Origin of the sequence: Pseudomonas sp. C8002 (assembly GCF_013385765.1) — a bacterium.
Classification (GTDB): domain Bacteria; phylum Pseudomonadota; class Gammaproteobacteria; order Pseudomonadales; family Pseudomonadaceae; genus Aquipseudomonas.
The window spans coordinates 254513-275518 of the sequence record NZ_JACAPJ010000003.1 but is presented as its reverse complement, the minus strand read 5'-3'; the positions used below and the strand labels follow the sequence as shown (position 1 = coordinate 275518).

Genomic DNA, 21006 nt, shown 5'->3' with positions numbered 1-21006 from the left:
CTCCTGCTTGGCGGGTTGAAAGGATCGAGTGGCTATAATACCGGCCTTTATCGTCCTGCCTTGAGATTGATGATGCGCCGCCTGTTGTCCTGCCTGTTGCTGTGCCTGTTCCCTGTCCTCGTCCAAGCCGTCGAAAATCCGCGCCCGAAGATCGGCCTGGTGCTCTCCGGCGGCGCCGCCCGTGGCCTGGCGCACATTGGCGTGCTCAAGGCCCTGGAAGAACAGGGCATCCACATCGATGCGATTGCCGGCACCAGCATGGGTGCAGTGATCGGCGGGCTGTATGCCTCGGGCTACAAGATCGACGAGCTGGAAAAACTCGCGCTGAACATCGACTGGAAGCTCGCCCTGTCTGACGCGCCACCGCGGGAAGACGTGCCATTCCGGCGCAAGCAGGATGACCGGGATTTCCTGGTCAAACAGAAACTCAGCTTCCGCGACGACGGCAGCCTCGGCCTGCCACTGGGGGTGATCCAGGGTCAGAACCTGGCCTTGCTGCTGGAAAGCATGTTCGCCCACACCAGTAACGTGCGGGATTTCGACAAGCTGCCGATCCCCTTCCGCGCCGTGGCCACCGACATCACCAGTGGTGAAAAAGTGGTGTTCCGCAAAGGCCACCTGCCCCAGGTGATCCGCGCCAGCATGTCGATCCCGGCGGTGTTTGCCCCGGTGGAGCTGGATGGCCGGCTGCTGGTGGATGGCGGCATGACCGATAACATCCCGCTGGATGTGGCGCGGGAAATGGGGGTCGACATCGCCATCGTCGTCGACATCGGCACCCCGCTGCGCTCACGCAAGCAACTCAACACCGTGGTGGACGTGCTCAACCAGTCCATCACCCTGATGACCCGGCGCAATTCCGAAGAACAACTCAAGGCCTTGGCGCCCCGCGACGTGCTGATCCAGCCGCCCCTGGCCGCCTACGGGGTGACAGATTTCGGGCGCGCCAAGGACATGATCGACGCAGGCTACCGCGCCACCCGCGCACTCGACGTGCGCCTGGCGCACCTGCGCCCGGCCGAACCGGTGGACCCGTCGCTGGTGGCCGCGCGAACGCCCGGCGAGCGCAACCCGGTGATCACCGCGATCAAGGTGGAGAACGACTCCAAGGTGGGCGACGAGGTGATCCGCTACTACATCCGCCAGAACCTCGGCGAGCCCCTGGACCTGGCCCGCCTGCAAACCGACATGGGCACTCTGTACGGCCTGGATTACTTCGAACAGGTGCAATACCGCGTGGTGAAAAAGGGCAAGGACAACACCCTGGTCATCAGCGCCCGGGGCAAACGCAGCGGCACCGACTACCTGCGCCTGGGCCTGAACCTGTCGGATGACATGCGCGGCGACAGCGCCTTCAACCTCGGCGCCAGCTACCGCATGAACGGCATCAACCGCCTCGGCGCCGAATGGCTGACGCGGGTGCAGATCGGGGACAAGCAGGAGCTGTACAGCGAGTTCTATCAGCCGATGGACACCGGTTCACGCTACTTCGTCGCGCCCTATATCAGTGCCCAGGCACAGAACGTCGAACTGATTGAAGACAATAACCCGATCTCCGAATACCGCCTGGAACGCTACGGCTTCGGCCTGAACGTGGGCCGGCAGATCGGCAACAGCGGCGAGATTCGTTTCGGCGTCGGCGAGGCCTGGGGCAAGGCGGATGTGCGCATTGGCGACCGGAATTCACCGAGCATCAACTTCAGCGAGGGTTTCTATGAGCTGAAGTACTCCTTCGACTCGTTCGACAACGTGTACTTCCCCCATACCGGCGAAGACATTGGCCTGGCCTTCCGGGAGTTCGAACCGGGGCTGGGTTCGGACCAGCGCTATCGCCAGTGGGAGTTCAAGCTGGACAAAGCCATGAGCAGCGGGCCGGACACACTGATCCTCGGCGGGCGGTATGGGCGCACCCTGGATAAGTCGGACGTGGTGATTTCCAGCTTCCTGCTGGGGGGCGCGCGGCAGCTGTCGGGCTTCCGGGAGGATGCGATTGCCGGGCAGAACATCAGCCTGATGCGCGCGGTCTACTATCGCCGGCTGACGCCGCGGTCTTATTTGCCGCTGGATTTCCCGTTGTACCTGGGCGCATCACTGGAGCGAGGGCGGGCTTGGAACAACGACAATGAATACGACAGCGGGTACATCAACGCCGCCAGTATTTTCCTGGGGTTTGATACGCCGCTGGGGCCGTTGAATTTCAGTTATGGGTTTAACGATGACAGTCAGCAGGCGGTGTACCTGAACCTGGGGCAAACCTTCTAACTACGCCGCAAAACCCATGTGGGAGCGGGCTTGCTCGCGAAGGCGGTGTGTCAGTCAGCACATGTATTCACTGACACTCCGCCTTCGCGAGCAAGCCCGCTCCCACATTTTTGATCTTCTGTGTACTTGGGATCAGGACTTCTCGAGATTTCCGAGGATGTGTTCATGCACCCGCATGCACACCCGCAGATCCTCTTCATCGACACCCACAAACAGCTCATGGCGCAAGGCCGTGGCGATGGTCTCGATCTGCTCGATCAGCGGCTTCGCGGTGTCGCACAGCACAATGCGCTTGGCGCGGCGGTCTTCCACCACGGCCTGGCGTTGCACCAGGCCCTGGCTTTCCAGGCTGTCGAGCAAACGGGCCAAGGTGGGCCCCTCTACCCCGACGCTCTGCGCCAGCTCACGCTGGGTAGGCGGTTCGGTAAAACGGGCCAGGTGCAGCAGCACCAGCCAGCGTGCCTGGGACAGTCCCAAACCTGCCAAGCGGCGATCCAGCTCGGCACGCCATCCTCGGGACATATGCGCCAACTGCATGCCAAAACGGTGTTGATCGGTTAACGGCATAAAAAACTCATGGATTAGACTGAAAATAAAGTGTGGCTAATTATTAGTCAGCTAAGCATGACCCATGCCAGTAGGCAAGACCCGGTATGTACTGATTCGTTACATTGTCGTAATTGGCACATCAAATCTCGAATTCCGACTGCAAAGCGGCCCTTACGCAGTACAAAACGCCCTCGGGAACGCGGCCGGTAAACAGCGGCGCAATCTCGGAAACGGGTGGCAATTCGCCTTCTCCGTCCAGAAATGCATCCTGGATTTCACCGAGCAAATCTTCCGGCAGATCAAGGGCCTGCTCCAACGACAATTGCTGCTTGCCAATGGACTCGGCGAGCAAGGTGTAGACGTTCTTTTCCGAGCACTGCAGCTGCCCGGCAATCTGGATCGGGGTCATGCCGGCACGGGCGAGGCTGATCAACTCGTGGCGGATGTCGGCGACCTCTTTCGGCGCCTCGACCTGGCCGCCGAGCACTTCGAGGAAGGCCTGGCCATAACGCTCCAGCTTGCGCGCACCGACGCCGCTGACCCTGGCCATCTCGCCGAGGGTAGTGGGATGGTCGCGGAGCATTTCCAGCAAGGTGGAGTCCGGGAAGATGACGTAAGGCGGCACGCTGTGTTCCTGCGCCAACTTCTTACGCAGCGCGCGCAGGGCTTCCCACTGTTCGCGCTCTTCGAAACGCACCAGTTGGCTGGCCTGGCTGGTGCTGCTCTTGGCGGTGGTTTGCGGCTTGAGGTCGCGGCGCAGCTCCAGGCTGACTTCGCCCTTGAGCAGCGGCCGGCAACTGTCGTTCAGGCGCAGGCCGCCGTAGCCTTCCAGGTCGATGTCCACCAGGCCACGGGCGACCATCTGCCGGAACAGCGAGCGCCACTCGCCTTCGGCGCGAGCCTTGCCCACACCGTAGACCGAGAGTTTTTCGTGGCCGAAGCTGCGAATCTTTTCATTGTCCTTGCCCAGCAACACGTCCACCAGGTGGCCGACGCCATAGCGCTGACCGGTGCGGTAGATCGCCGACAACGCCTGGCGCGCCGGCTCGGTGGCGTCCCAGGTCTGCACGCCGTCCACGCAGTTGTCGCAGTGGCCGCAGGGCTTGGGCATGTCTTCGTCGAAGTAGGCGAGCAAGGTCTGGCGACGGCAGCGGGTTTCTTCACACAGCGACAGCATCGCGTCGAGCTTGTGCTGTTCCAGGCGCTTGTGGCGCTCGTCGCCTTCGGAGTTCTGCAGCATCTGCTTGAGCATCACCACGTCTTGCAGGCCGTAGACCATCCACGCATCCGCCGGCAGGCCGTCACGGCCGGCACGCCCGGTTTCCTGGTAGTACGCCTCAAGGGATTTGGGCAAATCCATGTGGGCCACGAAGCGCACGTTGGATTTGTCGATGCCCATGCCGAACGCGATGGTGGCGACCATGATCAGGCCTTCCTCGTTGAGGAAGCGCTTCTGGTGGTAGGCCCGCAGTTCGTTGGGCAAACCCGCGTGATACGGCAGTGCCGGGTAGCCTTGTTCACTGAGGAATGCGGCGACCTCATCGACCTTCTTGCGCGACAGGCAATAGACAATGCCGGCGTCGCTGCGCCGATCGGAGAGGAACGCCAGCAACTGCTTGCGCGGCTGTTCCTTGGGCACAATGCGGTAAAAGATATTCGGCCGGTCGAAGCTCGAGAGGAAGCGCTCGGCGTTCTGCAGGTGCAGGCGCTCGACGATTTCTTCGCGGGTCCGTTTGTCGGCGGTGGCGGTCAGGGCGATGCGCGGGACGTTGGGGAACAGTTCCGCCAGTTGGCCCAGTTGCAGGTATTCACGACGGAAATCGTGGCCCCATTGGGACACACAGTGGGCTTCGTCGATGGCGAACAGGGCGATTTCCAGGCTCTGCAGGAACGCCAGCATCCGTGGCTGCACCAGGCGCTCGGGGGCGAGGTAAAGCATCTTCACTTCGCCGCGCTTGATCCGGGCGGCGAGGTCACGCTGCTGTTCGGCGCTGAGGGTGGAGTTCAGCGAAGCGGCCGCCACGCCGAGCTCTTCAAGGGTGGCCACCTGGTCGTCCATCAGGGCGATCAACGGCGACACCACCACCGCAAGCCCTTCCCGCAGGAGTGCCGGTACCTGGAAGCACAGCGACTTGCCGCCGCCGGTAGGCATCAGCACCAGGGCGTCACCGCCGTTGGCCACGCGCTCAATGATCGCACCCTGGCGGCCACGAAAACTGTCGTAGCCGAAGATGTCCTTGAGGACGCGTTGAGCCTGCTCGAGCATGAAAAACTCCAAATATCGCCGAAATCCCTCTGTACAGGCTGGTCGAAAAAGCACGCTTGAGCGGGAAATAATCCGTAAGCGAACTTTTCCCGCGACTGGCGCTTGGCCTGCAGGGGCATCACAAAACGCGGCAGTATACCCGAGCGTTACCCGGCAAAGGGTGCCGTTGGTGAATTGCCGCCGGGCTCAAATACCTCTCAAATCTGTGCTGCGGCTGGCCTGGCAGCTCAAGAAAGCCTAGAATTGCCCATCGTTTATTCCCAAGGTAGTCCGTCAATGTCCTTCGCTGAGCAACTAACCCGCCTGCAAGCCTTCCTCGATGCCGATGAGCTGCACGACGAGGCGCTGGACTACGTGGCCGCCCACGGCTATCTGACCGCGCTGTCGATCTGCTCCGATGTCGTTCCCGACCGTGAATGGATCGACGCGCTGTTCTCCGAAGAGCCTCACTACAGTGATGCCGCCCAGCGCGAAGAAATCGAATCGACCCTGCTGGCCCTCAAGGCTCACATTGGCCGCCAACTGGCTTCCGATGAAGAGTTCGAACTGCCTTGCGACCTGGACCTGGGCGAAGACCCGGACGACTCCGAACTGCGCGGCTGGTGCATCGGTTTCATGGAAGGCGTGTTCCTGCGTGAAGAGGCCTGGTTCGAAACGGCTGAAGAAGAAGTCAGCGAAATGCTGCTGCCGATCATGGTCGGTTCCGGCCTGTTCGACGAGCAACCTGAGTTCTCCGACATCGCCGCCGACGCCAACCTGATGGACGACATGATCGTTCAGATCCCGGAAGCGCTGACCGCCCTGTACCTGCTGTGCAACGCACCTGACGAAAAGCCGGCGATCCTCAAGCCTCGCCACCACTAAGACCGTTGCCCGTGGCGCCCATGGGCAACCGTTCCGCGATCCTGCGTTACGTTCTGCTGGCCATCGGCTGGTTGAGCGTGGCGCTCGGGGTAATCGGCATCTTTCTGCCGGTGCTGCCCACTACCCCCTTCCTTCTGCTGGCTGCCGCCTGCTTTGCCCGTAGCTCCCCGCGCTTCTACCACTGGCTGGTGGAACACCCGCGCCTGGGGCCGTGGATTCGTGACTATCTGGATGGCAACGGGATTCCGCTCAAGGGCAAGGTGTATGCCATTGGGTTGATGTGGGTGAGCATCGGGTTTTCCTGCTACCTGGTGCCGCTGATCTGGGCGCGAGGGTTCATGCTGACCAGTGCGGTGTTGGTGACGGTTTATATTTTGCGGCAGAAGACCTTGCCCAAGGCACCGCAGGACTAAATGTGGGAGCGGGCTTGCTCGCGAATACGGTGGATCAGTCAGCACATGTATCGGCTGAAACACCGTATTCGCGAGCAAGCCCGCTCCCACATTTTTAATCCAGTCGCTTCAGAGGGATCAACGCATCGGCGGCAAGCCATACGCCGCCAAATCAAAGTCAGCCAACTTGCGAATAATCTGGTCGGCATGGTGATACTTGCTGTCCGCCATCGCCTCATCCGGCACCGCAATCGCGGTCATGTGCGCAGCCTTCGCCGCTGTCACGCCAAACGGCGAATCCTCAAACACCAGGCAATCCTCTGGTGCCACACCCAAGCGGCGCGCCGCCGTCAGGAAGATATCCGGCGCCGGCTTGGCCGCCCCGACCTCCGGGTCATCCGCCGTGACGATAGTGTCGAACAGCCCAAACCACTCACGGTGCAACGTGGTCTTGTGGCCAAACGAGTTGCGCGACGAACTGGTGCCCACGGCAATCGGAATGTTATGCGCCTTCAAGTGCCGCACCAGCGCCTCAGCACCCGGCATGCCCAAGGCCTTGGGGAAACGCTCGCTCATCAGCGGCTCGCGGATCACCAGGAATTCTGCGGGGGTAATCGGCAGGTCCAGCGCCTTGACCACGTAATCCGCCAGGTCCTGGGCGCCGCGACCAATGATGTGCTGCTTGATCCCCCAGTCATAGGTACGGCCATAGCGTTCGGCGATGATCTGTGTGACTTCGGTGTAGATGCCTTCTGTGTCCAGCAACAACCCGTCCATATCGAAAATGACAGCCTTGATCGGGACAGCGGTACGCGGTGCATTCATCACTACAGATCCGTGGGCAAAAGGACTAAAAGGATTCAGCACAATAACGGCCAGCGTTACCTGCAAGCAACCGTTACGGCCTTGTGCCGAATCCAGTCAGTGCTTCACTCGGGAAAATCCGCCCCCTCAGTTACCTCAGCCCACGCATCAAAATCCGCACTCAGCGCCTTCACCTTGGTCCGCGCAAAGGTCAACGCAGCCTTGCCCAGCAACAGGCGCAATGGCGGTTGCTCAGCCTCCACCGCCTTGACGATGGCAATCGCCGCGCGCACCGGATCACCCGGCTGCTTGCCGCTGTAGTTGCGAACCATATTGGCCCGTGCCACCGCCGTTTCCTTGTAGTCGGCAATCCCGTGAGCCGCCTCGTTGGCCGAACGCCCGGCCCAGTCGGTGCGGAAGGGGCCCGGCTCGACCAGCAACACCTTGATCCCCAACGGCGCGACTTCCTGGGACAGCGCCTCGGAAAGGCCCTCCACCGCAAACTTGGTCGCATTGTAGAAACTCAGCGACGGGAACGCCGCCACACCGCCCACCGAGGAAATGTTCACGATGCTGCCCGAGCGCCGGGCGCGCATGCCGGGCAAGGCCGCGCGGGTCATGGCGCTCAAGCCCCACACGTTGATTTCGAACATGTTGCGCACGTCATCCAGGTCGCTTTCTTCGAAGGAGCCGAAGTAGCCGACACCGGCGTTGTTGACCAGTACATCGATATGGCCGAAACGTTCTTCAGCTGCTTTGACAGCCGCCTCGACCTGGGCCTGGTCGGTAACGTCCAGCGTCAGGACCAGGGCGTTTTCTTCGTGACCGGCAACGATGTCTTGCACCTGCTGCGGATTACGCGCGGTGACCACGGTCGGGTAGCCGAGGCTCAGGGTGTGCAACGCCAGCTGGCGGCCGAAACCGGTGGAGCAGCCAGTGATGAACCAGACGGGTTTTGCGGTGGAAGTCGTCATAAAGGGCCAATCCTCGTGTGTGTAGGAAAAGTATGCGCGCCGCTGTTCTTGCTAAAAAGATGCATAATCTGCAAGGCCCTTTCGGAAATGCCACACAATGGACACGCCCGATTTTCAGCAGTTGCGACTGTTCCTGCAGGTCGCCCGCTCGAAAAGCTTCACCCAGGCGGCCGACGCCAGCAGCCTGTCGGTGTCGACCGTCAGCCATCGCGTGCGCGCCCTCGAGAAACAGTTGGGTGTGCAACTGCTCAACCGCACCACCCGCAGCGTCAGCGTGACCGAGGCCGGCGAGCAGTTGATCCAGAAGATCACGCCGCTGCTGGAAGAACTGCAAACCAGCCTGCACAGCGTAGCAGCGGCGACGGTCGACGCCGCCGGCACCTTGCGCCTGAACATTCCCTCCACCGCCAGCCGAATGGTCCTGCAACCGTTGCTCCAGCGCTTCCTGCGCAAATACCCGGGCATCAACCTGGAAGTGGCGGTGGACAACAGCCTGGTGGACATCGTCGCCCAGGGTTTTGACGCGGGCATCCGCTACGACCATGTGCTGGCCGAAGACATGGTGGTGGTGCCGGTGGCGACGCAGTTGCGATTCGTCATCGTCGCCACGCCGCAGTATTTGCAGGGGCGCAAACTGCCCACTCATCCCCACGACTTGCTCGAGCATGAGTGCGTCAACTACCGCAGTGCGCAGACCGGCTCGCTGCACCGCTGGGACTTTGAAAAAGCCGGCAAGCAGATGCGGGTTACGGTAAAAGGCCGGCTGGCGACCAACGATGTTGAATTGATGGTGCGCGGTGCGCTGGACGGGTTTGGCTTTGCCTACGTGGCGCGCTCCAGCGTCGAGCAGTACCTGCAACGCGGTGAGTTGGTGGAGGTGCTGGACGACTGGATTGCCCACAGCGCGCTGTATTTGTATTACTTCAACCGTACGAACACGCCGAAGAAATTGCGGGTGTTTATCGAGTTCCTGAAGGAAGAATTCGGGACCTGATCCATTCAAAAAGCGAACCCCATCATGCTCTACCGCTTCGCCGCCGACGGCCTGGTGCTGTTTCATTTGTCGTTCATTCTGTTCGTGCTGTTTGGCGGTTTGCTCGCCCTCAAATGGCGACCGGTCATGTGGCTGCATTTGCCTGCCGCCGCGTGGGGCGTTGCCGTTGAAGTGTTCCATCTGCCCTGCCCGCTGACCCGCTGGGAAAATCTGTTTCGTCATTTGGCCGGGCAGGACGGATATGGCGGCGGCTTTATCGAGCATTACATCCTGACCCTGATCTACCCGGCCGGGCTGACGCCGCAGATTCAATTGGGGCTGGGCGCGCTGGTGCTGTTGATCAATATCGCGGTGTATGTACGGCTGATCAGGCGCGCTTAGGCAAGCAGCCGATACCCACCAATGTCGCCTCAACCGCCTCGTCCAAAGGCGTGTGCGGTTCGCTGCCCAATATCTGTACGAGACGGCCGTTATCCATGCGCACCTCGGTTTGCCACAGGTAACGCATTTCCTGCATCTCGCGGAAGGTGGTGACAAAGGGCGCGGCCAGTTTCAGCAGCCACCACGGGAAAGCACGTACAGAAGGCTGCTGGCCGGTCCTGCGTGACACCACCCGCTGAATCGCCTGGCTCATCTGCCGACCATCGGCATCTATGTGCCCCGCCATATGAAAACGGGCGAAGGCATCAAGGCTGTCGCGGCGGGCAATCAACTCGACCATGGTCCTCGCCACATCAGGCAGGTAAGCCCACTGATGCCCCACGCCTGGCGCCCCTGGATAGCTCACGTTGGCCACCGGTTTTGCGGGCTTGACCAGGCCTTGGGAAAACCAGCTGCTGCCGGCCTTGGCGCCGAAAAAATCGCCTGCCCGCACGATCAGCGCTCGTGCGCCCTGCTGGGTCGCCTCAAGCAAACGCTGCTCCAGCTCTACCCGGATCGCGCCCTTGCGGGTAAGTGGATGCTGCGGCGAATCTTCCTCCAACCGTGCAAAGGCATCGGGCCCGAAGTTGTACACCGTGCCCGGCAAGACAATCGTCGCCCCTTCCGCGACTGCCGCGGCGATGCTGTTGCCGATCATCGGCAGCACCAGCTCCGCCCAGCGCTGGTAACCGGGCGGATTCACCGCATGCACGATCACCGAACAACCCCGGGCCGCTGCGACGACTTCCCCACGGTTCAGCGCATCACCTTTTATCCAGGTGAAATCGGCATTCTGCTTGTGAGCCTTATCCACATCCCTCGTCAGGGCGCACACCTGCCAGCCCGCAGCGAACAACTGCCGCGCCACCTCGCCACCAATCCCGCCTGTCGCGCCCATTACCAGAACCTTGTTCATGCTTTTTCCCCTGAGGGTTGTGTGATGGGGCGATTCTGTTCGCCGGCGAGCTATAGAGGAATTGCCGAAGATCATCCAGACGCTATACATTTATGCATGGCATCAAATATTGGTTGGGAGCTTTACCGGTCGTTCCTCGGGGTACTCAAGGAAGGATCGTTGTCGGGGGCCGCACGGCAGCTCGGCATCACGCAGCCCACGGTCGGGCGGCACATCGCTGCGCTGGAAAAATCCCTCAACGTGGTGCTGTTCACCCGCTCCGCCAGCGGCCTGTTGCCCACGGCGGTCGCCCTCACCCTGCGCACCCATGCCGAAACCATGGAAACCACCGCCGCCGCACTCGAGCGCGCCGCGTCGCCCCAAGGCCCCGAAGTGCGCGGCGTGGTACGAGTGTCTGCCAGCGAAGTGATCGGCGTGGAAGTCCTGCCGCCGATCATCACCCGCCTGCGCCAACAGCACCCGCACCTCAGGGTCGAACTGGTGCTGAGCAATCGCCTGCTGGACCTGCTGCAACTGGAGGCCGACATCGCTGTGCGAATGGTCCGACCCAGCCAGGAACAACTTCTGGCGAAAAGGATCGGCGTTATCGAAGTCGGCCTGCATGCGCGCAACGACTACCTGCAACAACATGGCACACCCCAGAGCCTGAATGATCTCTCAGCTCATTCAGTCATCGGCTACGACCAGGAAAGCGCCTTCATCCGCAGCCTGGCCGTCAAAGGCTTCGACCGCAGCGCCTTTTCCCTCAGCAGCGACAGCGACCTCGCACAACTGGCCCTGATCCGCGCTGGCGCCGGCATCGGTGGCTGCCAGGTCAAACTGGCCCGGCAAGACGCCCGCCTGAGCCGGGTCCTGCCCGACGCATTCGCCCTGCAACTGGACACCTGGGTCACCATGCACGAAGACCTGCGCAACAGCCCGCGCTGCCGCGTCACCTTTGACGCCCTGGTGGCCGGTTTGCAGCATTACGTACAGGATTGAGACAGCTTCGCTGGTGAAGAATCAGAGTCCCTCAAACCCTTCATAGACGCCCCCATGTCCGAAGCCTTCGAAGTCCCCAGCCCCCACGAAAAACACGTCGAACACGCCACCGAACATGCCCACCGCAGCGGGGACAATTTCGCCAGCCGCATCGCCGTGATGACCGCCATCATGGCCACCGTCGGCGCCATGCTCAGCTACCAGGCCGGCTCCACCGAAAGCGAAGCGGCGATGGACAAAAACAACGCCGCCATCTTCAAGACCGAAGCCGCCAACCAGTGGAACTACTACCAGGCCAAATCCAGCCGGCAGAACCTCGCGGAACTGGCGACCCATATTCCGGGCGTTGACGCCAAGCACTACACCGATGAGATCGAGCGTTACAAAACCCAGAAGGAAGACGTGCGCAAACAAGCCGAAAAGCTTGAAGCCACCTCGAAAGAATGGGATGAAAAGTCCGAACAGGCACTGCACCAACATCACCGCTGGGCACAGGCGATGACCGCGATTCAGATCGCGATTTCGCTGGCGGCGATTACCTTGCTGACAAGGAAGGAATGGTTGAAGCGCATGGCCTACACCGCTGGCAGTGTGAGCGTGGTGCTCGGCGGGATGGCATGGTTGCATATTTGAGAGCTGGATTTTCATCGCCCTTCGGAAGCAGAAATACGGCGTCACGTATCGTCGTATTTCGCTGATAGCTATCACCAAACCAAACCGACTATAAAACTCGCCATCGCTCGCAACGTGCCGGAGGTACGAAATGCTTATTACGACTTCGCAAACAAAACCTTCCGAGACACTGCGGGCCGACAGCTTCTGGATGGAAATCTGGCAAAGTGGAGCTTTGAGCATCCAGGAAGCCGAAAGGCGGGCGCAGGGCTCGCGACGCTTAAAAGAGGCCTACTCGTCGGTACCCTTCTACGCGAAGAAGGCAGCTCGAGACTCTCAATTCTGGAGCAAATTTTACGCGAGCCGTGTGAATTCGTAGAGTAGAAAAGGGCAATCTTGCGGGAATCTTCTACTGACCATCTGATACCCCCTCCTCCTAGACTCACTTATATTCACCAGCCCCCTCGCGTCAGAAAACATCGGCATATTCCGGCATATCCGCTTGGGGTCCTACACCTACTCGCTATATAGTAAAACGCATAACGCCTGACACTATAAAGCCGAGGAAAAGCCGGTGACCGCACAATCATCCAAGGAAGCTGTGGGCGTCGCCTACAGCATCGAGTCAATGCGCTACGCACAGGCCATGACCTGGCGCGCCATCGAAGCGCTGTCCAGGCTCATCCGCCCCGGCATGCTCGAATCCGAAGCCCGCGAACTCGGCAAAAAGGTCCTCGCCGACCTCGACATGCAGCGCATCTGGCACCCCCTGCTGGTGCGCTTTGGCGCCAACACCCTCAAGACCTTCAAGGAACGCTCCGACGGCGACCCGGTGCTGGGGGAAAACGACATCTACTTCATCGACATGGGCGCCGTGTGGCAAGGCCATGAAGGTGATGCGGGGGCGACCTTCAGCACCGGTAACGACCCCGAGCTGAAGGCGTGTGCGAGCGCGGCAAAAGAGTTGTTTGATCGGGTTGAGCGGCGCTGGAGGAACGATAAAGTCGTCGGCCTGGAGCTGTATCGTTTTGCCGAAGAGCAAGCGAAGGCAATGGGTTGGGTGCTGAACCTGGACATCAAAGGGCACCGTGTCAGCGATTTCCCCCATGCGATTTACCGTGGCGGTGATCTTGGGGATTTTGACCAGTATCCGAATGAAGGGCTGTGGATCCTGGAGATACAAATTGCGCACCCGAGCGGAGCTTATGGTGCGTTTTACGAAGATTTGCTGGCTTAACTTTTCAAGGAATAAAGATGGAACGCTCGACCGAATTTCCCGTGCTGTTGTTTTCCTACGGCACGTTGCAGGACAAGGCTGTGCAGTTGGCCAACTTTGGGCGGGAGTTGGTGGGTCAGCAGGATGCGATGCTGGGGTATTCGACAAGCTGGGTGGAGATTACCGATCCTGAGGTGTTGGCGGCCAGTGGCAAGACCCATCATCCGATTGTTTCGCCGAGCGGGCGGAATGAGGACAGTGTTGAAGGGATGGTGTTTCAGATTACCGAGCAGGAACTGGCGGCGGCGGATGCGTATGAAGTGTCGGACTATAAGCGGGTTTCGGTGGGGTTGGCTTCGGGGTTGACGGCTTGGGTGTATGTGCAGGCTTGAGAGCGTGCAGTGGGTCAATCGGAGTGATTTCCTACAGATCAATCGGAAGGCGCGACCTGCCGGGTTTGTGACGTGGGGCATATAGTTCGCCGGTCGCTCTCATAGCGACCGGGTTTGGCGACTCGACTATAAGACGGCAGAAGCCTCCCGGCTAATTTGCGGGATGCTCCTGCGCGCAATAAGCTACCCAATGGTAGCTGTGCGCGGGAGACCTTCGGGTCTGCCGGCATTGTCCGTCTTTTTCCGGTTCGCCAACCCGCGTACAGCTGCCACCTTTTGTTTGGCGACAAATGTGTGGCTACTCTCCTCCTTAAGAGAACGGACATCACATATGAATCAATACATGCCCCTCACCAGCAACGATTGCGAGACACCTGCCCTTTTTGTAGATACCACCGCGCCGCTGGACGTACTGCTTGACGCTGCCGGTTATCGAATTCGCGCTGTTACTCAAGTTCTTGAAAATCTGGCGCTGCGTGCAGAAATCAGCAGCGATACGGTTGTGCTCAGTGACTTTTCGCTGCTGTGTTCGATTCCGTTGCGCGATGGTTGTGATTTGCTGGATGTGATAGGTCGGCGCATGGCTATGCGGTGTTCCTAAACCCATTGGCTTGATCCCGCACAAACGAAAAAGGGGCGACCTCTCAGTCATCCCTTTTTTGCGAACATTACCAACCTAAACGCAACGCGTGCCACGAACCTTATGCTCGTACTCCCAGCCCTTACACGCCAACCCTACATGCTTGGGAATCAGAGCGGCCCCGCTGCTGTAGGAAGTAATAGTCCTACGAGTGAAGCCCAGCTCTACAGCCGCGACGGAAAGCGACAGGTTGTTGCTGAGCATCCATTTTCTGAAGTCCTGCGTCAGCATGACCTCGCCGGACTGTTCCAGCGCCAAACGATGCAAGGTGCCGGAGGACAACTCAAGGTCATTGCCCCAAGTCACGTCAAGGCCCCACTCACCGACTTCAACCCGACCAAATAGAGCCAAGTCCTGAAGGGGTTTTAGAATCGGGAAGGTATTTATGTGATCAGTGAGATCAACGGTATGCCGCTTGCCGTTATTCCACTCAATTTCGATGGCATGCTTGCCGGCAACTGGTTGCACAGCAGAGATGCGAAGCTTGCTGGTCATAAGTCAGTTCCTCCGGTTTTGTTCATTCCATACCCGTCTAGACAAGGAGCTGAAGCTAGAGAAAATTTTTTCCTAGCACAACCAAATATTCAAACCCCAGAAACCACAAAACCCCTGGCTTCTCTCGAAACCAGGGGTTTTGTTTACATCGAATTTGGCGGTGAAGGAGAGATTCGAAACTACCCGCAACGTCACTTTCATTATGCAAGTACGCGGTTTACGAGGGCTGCAGCGATGCTACATCTCCAAAAAATTGGCTTTGTCAGTCCGATGGTAGTCCCATGACTTTTGCACCAAGTTAGTCCGATAGGGTTGGAATGGGGTAAAAAACGACATCCCGGTCGTTTTATGTTGAGCCATGGGAAAAAGGTAATATTGGTAATACGCTGAAGAGATCAGAATAAAAACCTTTAAATTCAATTGGTTGAAGGATATTTAGAGAGGTAATAATTTGATAATTTAAAGGTTAGGTCATTACCTTTTCAGCGAGTAATTTCTGACAAGCTCAATCCCCAGCAAAAACGGGCACTTTGACCAATATTACCTTTGCCATTACCAAATATTACCCCTCAAGGTAATGCGTAAAACCCAAGGACTACGTGGGCTGCAGCGGCTTTAGTGCCTTACCTAACCAAAATTACCTTTTTCCCAGCCTTGGTTCCAAAATAGCCATCTGTGAGGCGAATCCTGCAGCTTGAGGCTAGCCTGAGAGTTCACTATAGGAACCTTCACATGACGCATGATTATTCGCTCTCAGATGTGCTTGAAAGGATGTATGAGAATCAGTTGGCACTTGAAGCAGCTGTGATGGAGATTACCCTGCGCCTGGAACAACAAGCTCAGCAGAAGTAGCTGAAAACGTGCGTGGAGCCTTAGAGGCAATCGGTGAGATCACGGGGCATATCAAGCAAGGCTTGGCACGCCTGAAAAGGTCAGGAGCCAGCTAAGGAGGCGGGACAAATTGTGAAATGCTTCAATCTCAACAAGGCCCACACGTTTCGTGGCTTATGGCAGCTTTCAGCCTCTTCGAAGTCAGCTATAGACGGCGAGAAAAAAGATCTATCTCGTTTCGGAAAATGCCCGTATTCCTACGTTTTCTTCCCTTTCAACCAATGAGCCCGGGGCCTCCTACCCTGCCCCGTCATGATCGCCTGCTACGTCGCTATGCGACCGCCATGCACTTCTCTTCAAATCTTTGCAATTCGTGAAACTGCCGGTCGCCCGTAGAGCGTCCCGGCCCGCCTGGGCTGCAGGTTCGTTTGCACTACATCTGGGTTTGCACAGAAAAAAGGGCGCAAACCCCGTCGGCGGGAGGGGGATAAGTGCTTTTTGAACATAATTTTTTTCGTGCATAAGCCCCATGTCCACCGATAGCAGCAATCACGTTGGCGCTAGTGGATTGAAAACACAGTACCTTTCGACGAGGAGTGTATTTGACGTGGATTTTTTCGTATGACATTTCGCACAATTCACACGTCGGAGCCATTCCACCTAACCTCTATTGCCGAGAGACGATAAGTCTGTTGAATGGATACCTTATGAATGTCACAATGACATCACCGCCGTTAAAAACATGGACTCGTTATGAAAATAGGCAGCTTTAAGGTAAAAAATTATAAGGCGTTTGAAAGTTTCTCACTGAACTTTAAGCCTCTTACAATCCTCCTTGGATCTAACAGCAGTGGCAAAAGTGCGATATTAAATTCTCTACTAATGCTGTCGCAATCCGCTGAAAGCAAAACCAACCAATCATCCGACACTACATTTGACGGACCGCTCAGGCTAAACGGAAGTAAGGTTGGACTGGGAGAAACTCTAAATATTTTCCCCTCTAGGGACACATCAAAAGAAATAACTTTTTCGTTTTCATTCGGTTCGAGATTACCTTTGCTGGAAACAGTAAAAAGAGCAAGAGAGTCCAGCCTTGAAATCTTAATATATGTCCATCAGCACTGCATTCAAAAACTGAAAGAGTCCGCACCTGACTCTTCAAAACTCAGAAAACTAATTTCTGCTTCGACAGAGTTTAAACCTTCTCGCGTTCGTCGACTAGAACATAATCAAATAGAAAGATTTTCAATTATATTCTGTGAGGCAATATCTTTATTCAGAAAGCTTCCTAATGAGATGCAAGAGCAGTTTTTTGAAGAGGGTATAGACAAAATAATTAGAGAAGGATCACTGGCAAGGATCAAATCCAGTGTCGAATTATTATCTACTCGACGCTCGATAAACTTTATTCCCCGACAGTGCAGTTACTCTTTAAAGTACGACGTAAAAACTGACAACTTATTCATATCAGAATTTGTAATGTCTGGCCGCAATGATATTGAAATACTGAAAGTCGAAAATCGGCCAGAGCGTAAGAAACTGTCGTCCACAGTATTCAGCCAAGAATGCCTAAATCGCTCACGATCGGAAATATTTAAACTCTTATCTTTCGATGGACTTAATGTTGTAAAAAACCTTAGAACAAATTCCGACTACTTTGCACTTATGTTCTCGCAAGGCGGCTCAGACCCATTCGCGAACATTATTGCTCATCATATTAATTATGCTACACAACATCTAATTGAAAACATCTCCAACCTGCAGATAAACCATGTAAGTCCTTTGAGAGCATTTCCACAGCGGTATTACCTGCTTGATAAATCAGTGCACCACCAGCAACTCAACTCGTCCGACGGTACGGAACTAGCAGAAGTACTAAAAAACCGGCCGGACATATTGAAAGATATAAATGTTTTATTCGCCCCCTTTAACATCGGCGTAGACGTTGAGAAAGTTAACAACATCATCCACAAGATTGTGGTTACTCAAGACAAAGTAAAATTAGAACTCACAGATGTTGGATTCGGGATTTCTCAAGTTCTTCCAATTCTCGTACAGGCATATTTATCGCCCAAGGACTCTTTAACAATAATCGAACAACCAGAAATACACCTTCACCCAAACATGCAAGCCTGGCTCGCTGATGCGCTAATAAAAATAGCACTTGAAAAAAAGAAAAAGTTCTTAATTGAAACGCACAGTGATGCATTAATTAGACGGTTAAGGCTTAGGATCGTTGACGATTCGTCATTGCTGACCGAGAGGGATGTAAACATATACTACCTTCACAGGGAAGGTGGAAATACACAAAGCAAGCTTGAGGAAATAGAGATAAGTCCAAACGGTGATTTGAATTGGCCAAAAGGTTTCATGGACGTCGAAATCAAAGACACAATCCAAATACAGCTGATGAAAACCAACAAATTGTCCAAGAAAAAATCTGAGGTGCAACATGGCTAATGCGCATGTTATATGCCCGATTTTTTTCGGACGGTACATCTCGAACCCAAGCACAAGCAATATATTATTCTCGAAAATACTTTCTTCCGATGATCAAATCATAATGGATCGTGAGGAACGCTTAATATACGGATATCTTGACTCAGTCAAAGATGACACAAGTGCTTTTGAAAAATACAAAGCATGGATAGCGCTATTAGATGTATCAGCGACAGGAAAAAAATTAATATCTTCCTCTCTTGACGCATCCAACACCCAAGAGACTGTAATCAACACAATATCCGAAGCAATTACTACACATGATAAGTCTATAATTATTGACGACGCTAACTGTTATGCCGCTTTTATTGGCGAAATTAACCGCCAGCGAATCAACATGTTTCATCTCCATGACCTTACTAACGGTTTAGCAAAGAAAAAATTTACTAGATTAGCCGGTTACTCAGACTTTGAGGATGACTTATTTTGGGCGTTGCATCGTACAGCCAGAATGAGTAGAAAATCATGCTCCGAAGACGAAGTAAATGATCTACTGAGAGATATGCTTGCGAGCATGGGACGATCTAACGGTTATGAAGTTAGAGATCAAGCAAGAGAAGGCACCTCACAAGCAAAAAAAGGAGCAGGTGAACTCGATCTTTTAATTGAGAATTGCGGCTTCCTCTATACGATAATTGAGTCAATGAGAGTAAACAGCATAGATACAAGCTACATCAAGTCCCACTATTCAAAACTTCTACAAAATTACAACCCGCTTGGTGTGTATCGAACATACCTCATCTCTTACTATAACGGTTCTAATTTTGAGGGATGGTGGAGCAAATATCAAAAACATATCGAAGACACCGCCCCCTTCGACTTTACAGATGATACAAATAGTCATACAGAGGATATATTATATGCAACACCTAAGTACAACAACCTCCGCCACCTACATCATGTATTTCGTAGCGGCGGACAAATTTACGTGTGCGCACATTTCGGCATGAATTTAGGCGACAGTGGTCTTCCCTAACTCTCTAATTCGCGCGAGTGACCCGCTCCTTATGGCGAACGGAGCGGGTCAAATAATTAAAAATTAAACTCAAGTCAAAATTAAATACTCTAGTACTTAGTAACAGATAATCAATCCATGCTTAAACCAACGCACACTTAGCGAAGTCTTTCACAAGAAATCAGCCCATCTAATCAATATCCAGCCAAACTTAAGAATCTGAAATTTATTTGATCGCCCCATAAAAGTCACTCGAAAAATATTCCACTGACTAAAATCCTCCACCTACTAACAGACTACACGGGCATTGCTTCAATTGATTGGATTGCCGAGCAAATGGGACACACCAACGGCAACATGATCCGTCAACACTATGGCACGTGGATCAGTGAGGATGGGCCGGACGTAGTGGGAATGCTACAACTAGCACTAAAACTTTAACCAGCTATGATGGGGTTGGCGTATCAGCCCAACGGAAGTTAGTTTACACATTAACGAAAAAGGTCCCACACCTAGCGCAGGTGCGGGACCTTTTTTAATAGATGACGTTTTATCTATCATCGCCGGCTGCAATGGATCCAGTCGCAGCCCTTTGTAAACCTACTTTCGGCTGACAACAAAATGCACGACCTTTCTAGAAAGCGCGAGATAAGTTGCCTCCTACCTCGCGCAACCAATATTAAATCCAAACAGGCAAATCATACCTTTCGATAGTTATCTAGTTATTTTCGAAGATGCAAACTGTTTCAGCGAATCGAACATCTTTTGTTCATATACACCAGGGGAGAAAGGCACCGAGTTGGACTCATATACTTCACCACGGACATCAGATACAAAAATTCTTGCTGGAGATGCATTTCCCAGAAATGCTTTAAACCGATCTCTGTCTGCGGCAGTCATTGACTGAATCTCATCCGACTCAAATTTAATTACTTTGTAAGACTGAGATTGCAAAGTTGCTGCTTCGGGCGAGCTATCGTAATCACTCATTCTCATCGGAAAATCGAGATAATTACCCTCTCCTAGATTCGCTCGAAAAAGAGCCTGTGGTTTCAACGAAGTCGCTCCGCTCCCTTGATTCCCTATTGCGCACGTGATTACCAACTTTGTTCGACTCGGCATGACATTTAATTTGAAATCTTGCCACTGCTTGTTTGCTTCCTTATATTTAGAGCTTATGTTATCTCTATTCTTTCTCTTGCCTTCAAGCTTTTGATTTACAGAAGTCAGCAGTAATTCAATTTGTTTTTCGATGCTTGGATTCTCATCAGGAACTTTCGGCGGCCGGGCGAACTGCGAGTAGAAAAGTAAACCCGTCGTTCGCGACGTGCCCAAATCATCATCTAATTCAGTCAAAGTATCTAATGTATGCTTTTGGTCAGATCCCGACATCCCTGACCCGAGCTTTTTTTCCCATTTACCAATATCCTCTGTCATTGTAGCTATACTATTTTTATAGGTAAGTAGAATACGATCCATTTCTTCCGGAGAGTAATCACGATCTCTAGACATAGAAAAATACCGTTCTTCACCCGTAACTATAGACTTTAAAGAAGATAACTCAGCAAATTTTGTTAAATCTACTGGCTGCGAACTTATCGCTTTAACGGACGTAACCTCTAGAATTATTTCTGGAGCTTTCAAATCATGAAACTGGCTAACAAATACAACAAAAACCACAACAACACTTGCAAAAAACTGCCAAGTCTTTATCAGAAAATTTTTCACGTACAAAAAGATTGGGTAGGCCACATCTAACGTCCTTTTAAAATAATTTTCGCCACGATATCACAGTGACATCACATGAGATGACACCTGCAGCCGCTCTTTACCCCACCTTTTCATCTACCAGCGGTAGGCTATTGCATGCTGGCGTGACGGTCTGCTTTTGACGGAAGGCATGTACGCGCCGCCCCAGTCGCCGCCGGTCATATGAAATGGCCA

At 54.9% G+C, this 21006-nt stretch carries 20 protein-coding genes and 2 pseudogenes; 15 read left to right on the top strand and 7 right to left on the bottom strand.

Annotated features, from left to right (window positions below; genetic code table 11):
* The first annotated feature begins 72 nt into the window (after positions 1-72).
* Positions 73-2262 carry a patatin-like phospholipase family protein gene (locus HX814_RS04695; RefSeq protein ID WP_003214625.1) on the top strand — a complete coding sequence of 730 codons (2190 nt, stop codon included), beginning with the start codon at positions 73-75 and terminating at the stop codon, positions 2260-2262.
* A gap of 132 nt (positions 2263-2394) precedes the next feature.
* On the opposite strand, the gene HX814_RS04690 is transcribed toward HX814_RS04695, so the two are convergent.
* Positions 2395-2829: a MarR family transcriptional regulator gene (locus HX814_RS04690; RefSeq protein WP_004371158.1), complete on the bottom strand. Its 435-nt coding sequence runs from the start codon at positions 2827-2829 to the stop codon at positions 2395-2397.
* A 121-nt stretch (positions 2830-2950) separates the two neighbouring features.
* A complete protein-coding gene (recQ, locus tag HX814_RS04685) occupies positions 2951-5077 on the bottom strand; it encodes a DNA helicase RecQ (protein WP_004371161.1) in 2127 nt (708 codons plus the stop codon).
* A 276-nt stretch (positions 5078-5353) separates the two neighbouring features.
* Between recQ and HX814_RS04680 the strand changes: the two genes are divergently transcribed.
* Together HX814_RS04680 and HX814_RS04675 are read left to right on the top strand one after the other, a co-directional pair.
* On the top strand, positions 5354-5941 hold the full coding sequence (locus HX814_RS04680) for a YecA family protein (RefSeq protein ID WP_004371163.1): 588 nt from the start codon (positions 5354-5356) through the stop codon (positions 5939-5941).
* Between the two features lie 20 nt (positions 5942-5961).
* Complete coding sequence (locus HX814_RS04675; protein ID WP_177008388.1) at positions 5962-6354, top strand: YbaN family protein; 393 nt, start codon at positions 5962-5964, stop codon at positions 6352-6354.
* Positions 6355-6471: 117 nt separating this feature from the next.
* Here the strand turns inward: HX814_RS04675 and HX814_RS04670 are convergent, their stop codons facing one another.
* On the bottom strand, positions 6472-7158 hold the full coding sequence (locus tag HX814_RS04670; protein WP_004371166.1) for an HAD-IA family hydrolase: 687 nt from the start codon (positions 7156-7158) through the stop codon (positions 6472-6474).
* A gap of 104 nt (positions 7159-7262) precedes the next feature.
* The gene (locus HX814_RS04665) at positions 7263-8111 is read right to left on the bottom strand and encodes an oxidoreductase (RefSeq protein WP_087692746.1); all 849 of its coding nucleotides are present in this window, start codon (positions 8109-8111) and stop codon (positions 7263-7265) included.
* Positions 8112-8208: 97 nt separating this feature from the next.
* Here HX814_RS04665 and HX814_RS04660 point away from each other — a divergent pair, with 97 nt between their 5' ends.
* Entirely contained in the window at positions 8209-9105 is an 897-nt protein-coding gene (locus HX814_RS04660) for a LysR family transcriptional regulator (protein ID WP_004371170.1), read from the top strand.
* Positions 9106-9129: 24 nt separating this feature from the next.
* Complete coding sequence (locus tag HX814_RS04655; RefSeq protein ID WP_177008389.1) at positions 9130-9486, top strand: DUF2784 domain-containing protein; 357 nt, start codon at positions 9130-9132, stop codon at positions 9484-9486.
* Here HX814_RS04655 and HX814_RS04650 read toward each other — a convergent pair.
* Positions 9473-10441, bottom strand: coding sequence for an NAD(P)H-binding protein (locus HX814_RS04650; RefSeq protein ID WP_177008390.1), 969 nt, complete (start codon positions 10439-10441; stop codon positions 9473-9475). The two genes, HX814_RS04655 and HX814_RS04650, sit on opposite strands and share 14 nt — an antisense overlap.
* A gap of 96 nt (positions 10442-10537) precedes the next feature.
* Between HX814_RS04650 and HX814_RS04645 the strand changes: the two genes are divergently transcribed.
* From HX814_RS04645 to HX814_RS04620, 6 genes are all read left to right on the top strand, one after another.
* Positions 10538-11422, top strand: coding sequence for a LysR family transcriptional regulator (locus HX814_RS04645; RefSeq protein WP_032899338.1), 885 nt, complete (start codon positions 10538-10540; stop codon positions 11420-11422).
* 54 nt (positions 11423-11476) lie between these two features.
* Positions 11477-12055: a DUF4337 domain-containing protein gene (locus tag HX814_RS04640; protein ID WP_102369684.1), complete on the top strand. Its 579-nt coding sequence runs from the start codon at positions 11477-11479 to the stop codon at positions 12053-12055.
* A 114-nt stretch (positions 12056-12169) separates the two neighbouring features.
* Entirely contained in the window at positions 12170-12418 is a 249-nt protein-coding gene (locus HX814_RS31665) for a hypothetical protein (protein ID WP_177008391.1), read from the top strand.
* Positions 12419-12608: 190 nt separating this feature from the next.
* Positions 12609-13271: a M24 family metallopeptidase gene (locus HX814_RS04630; protein WP_177008392.1), complete on the top strand. Its 663-nt coding sequence runs from the start codon at positions 12609-12611 to the stop codon at positions 13269-13271.
* 17 nt (positions 13272-13288) lie between these two features.
* Positions 13289-13642, top strand: coding sequence for a gamma-glutamylcyclotransferase family protein (locus HX814_RS04625; RefSeq protein ID WP_008434891.1), 354 nt, complete (start codon positions 13289-13291; stop codon positions 13640-13642).
* A gap of 331 nt (positions 13643-13973) precedes the next feature.
* Positions 13974-14243, top strand: a complete 270-nt coding sequence (locus tag HX814_RS04620) for a short-chain dehydrogenase (protein ID WP_177008393.1) — start codon at positions 13974-13976, stop codon at positions 14241-14243.
* 75 nt (positions 14244-14318) lie between these two features.
* Here the strand turns inward: HX814_RS04620 and HX814_RS04615 are convergent, their stop codons facing one another.
* On the bottom strand, positions 14319-14777 hold the full coding sequence (locus HX814_RS04615) for a DUF2442 domain-containing protein (protein ID WP_177008394.1): 459 nt from the start codon (positions 14775-14777) through the stop codon (positions 14319-14321).
* Between the two features lie 732 nt (positions 14778-15509).
* Between HX814_RS04615 and HX814_RS04610 the strand changes: the two are divergent.
* The 4 genes and pseudogenes from HX814_RS04610 to HX814_RS31440 form a co-directional block, all read left to right on the top strand.
* Positions 15510-15724, top strand: a pseudogene (locus tag HX814_RS04610) (hypothetical protein).
* 637 nt (positions 15725-16361) lie between these two features.
* Positions 16362-18068 (top strand): DUF3696 domain-containing protein, encoded by a 1707-nt coding sequence (locus HX814_RS04605; RefSeq protein ID WP_177008395.1) that lies wholly within the window; start codon positions 16362-16364, stop codon positions 18066-18068.
* A 103-nt stretch (positions 18069-18171) separates the two neighbouring features.
* On the top strand, positions 18172-19083 hold the full coding sequence (locus HX814_RS04600; RefSeq protein WP_177008396.1) for a hypothetical protein: 912 nt from the start codon (positions 18172-18174) through the stop codon (positions 19081-19083).
* 279 nt (positions 19084-19362) lie between these two features.
* Positions 19363-19503 (top strand): annotated as a pseudogene (locus HX814_RS31440) (site-specific integrase); the annotation flags it as partial.
* A gap of 273 nt (positions 19504-19776) precedes the next feature.
* Here HX814_RS31440 and HX814_RS04595 read toward each other — a convergent pair.
* Positions 19777-20814: a hypothetical protein gene (locus HX814_RS04595; protein ID WP_177008397.1), complete on the bottom strand. Its 1038-nt coding sequence runs from the start codon at positions 20812-20814 to the stop codon at positions 19777-19779.
* Positions 20815-21006 lie beyond the last annotated feature (192 nt).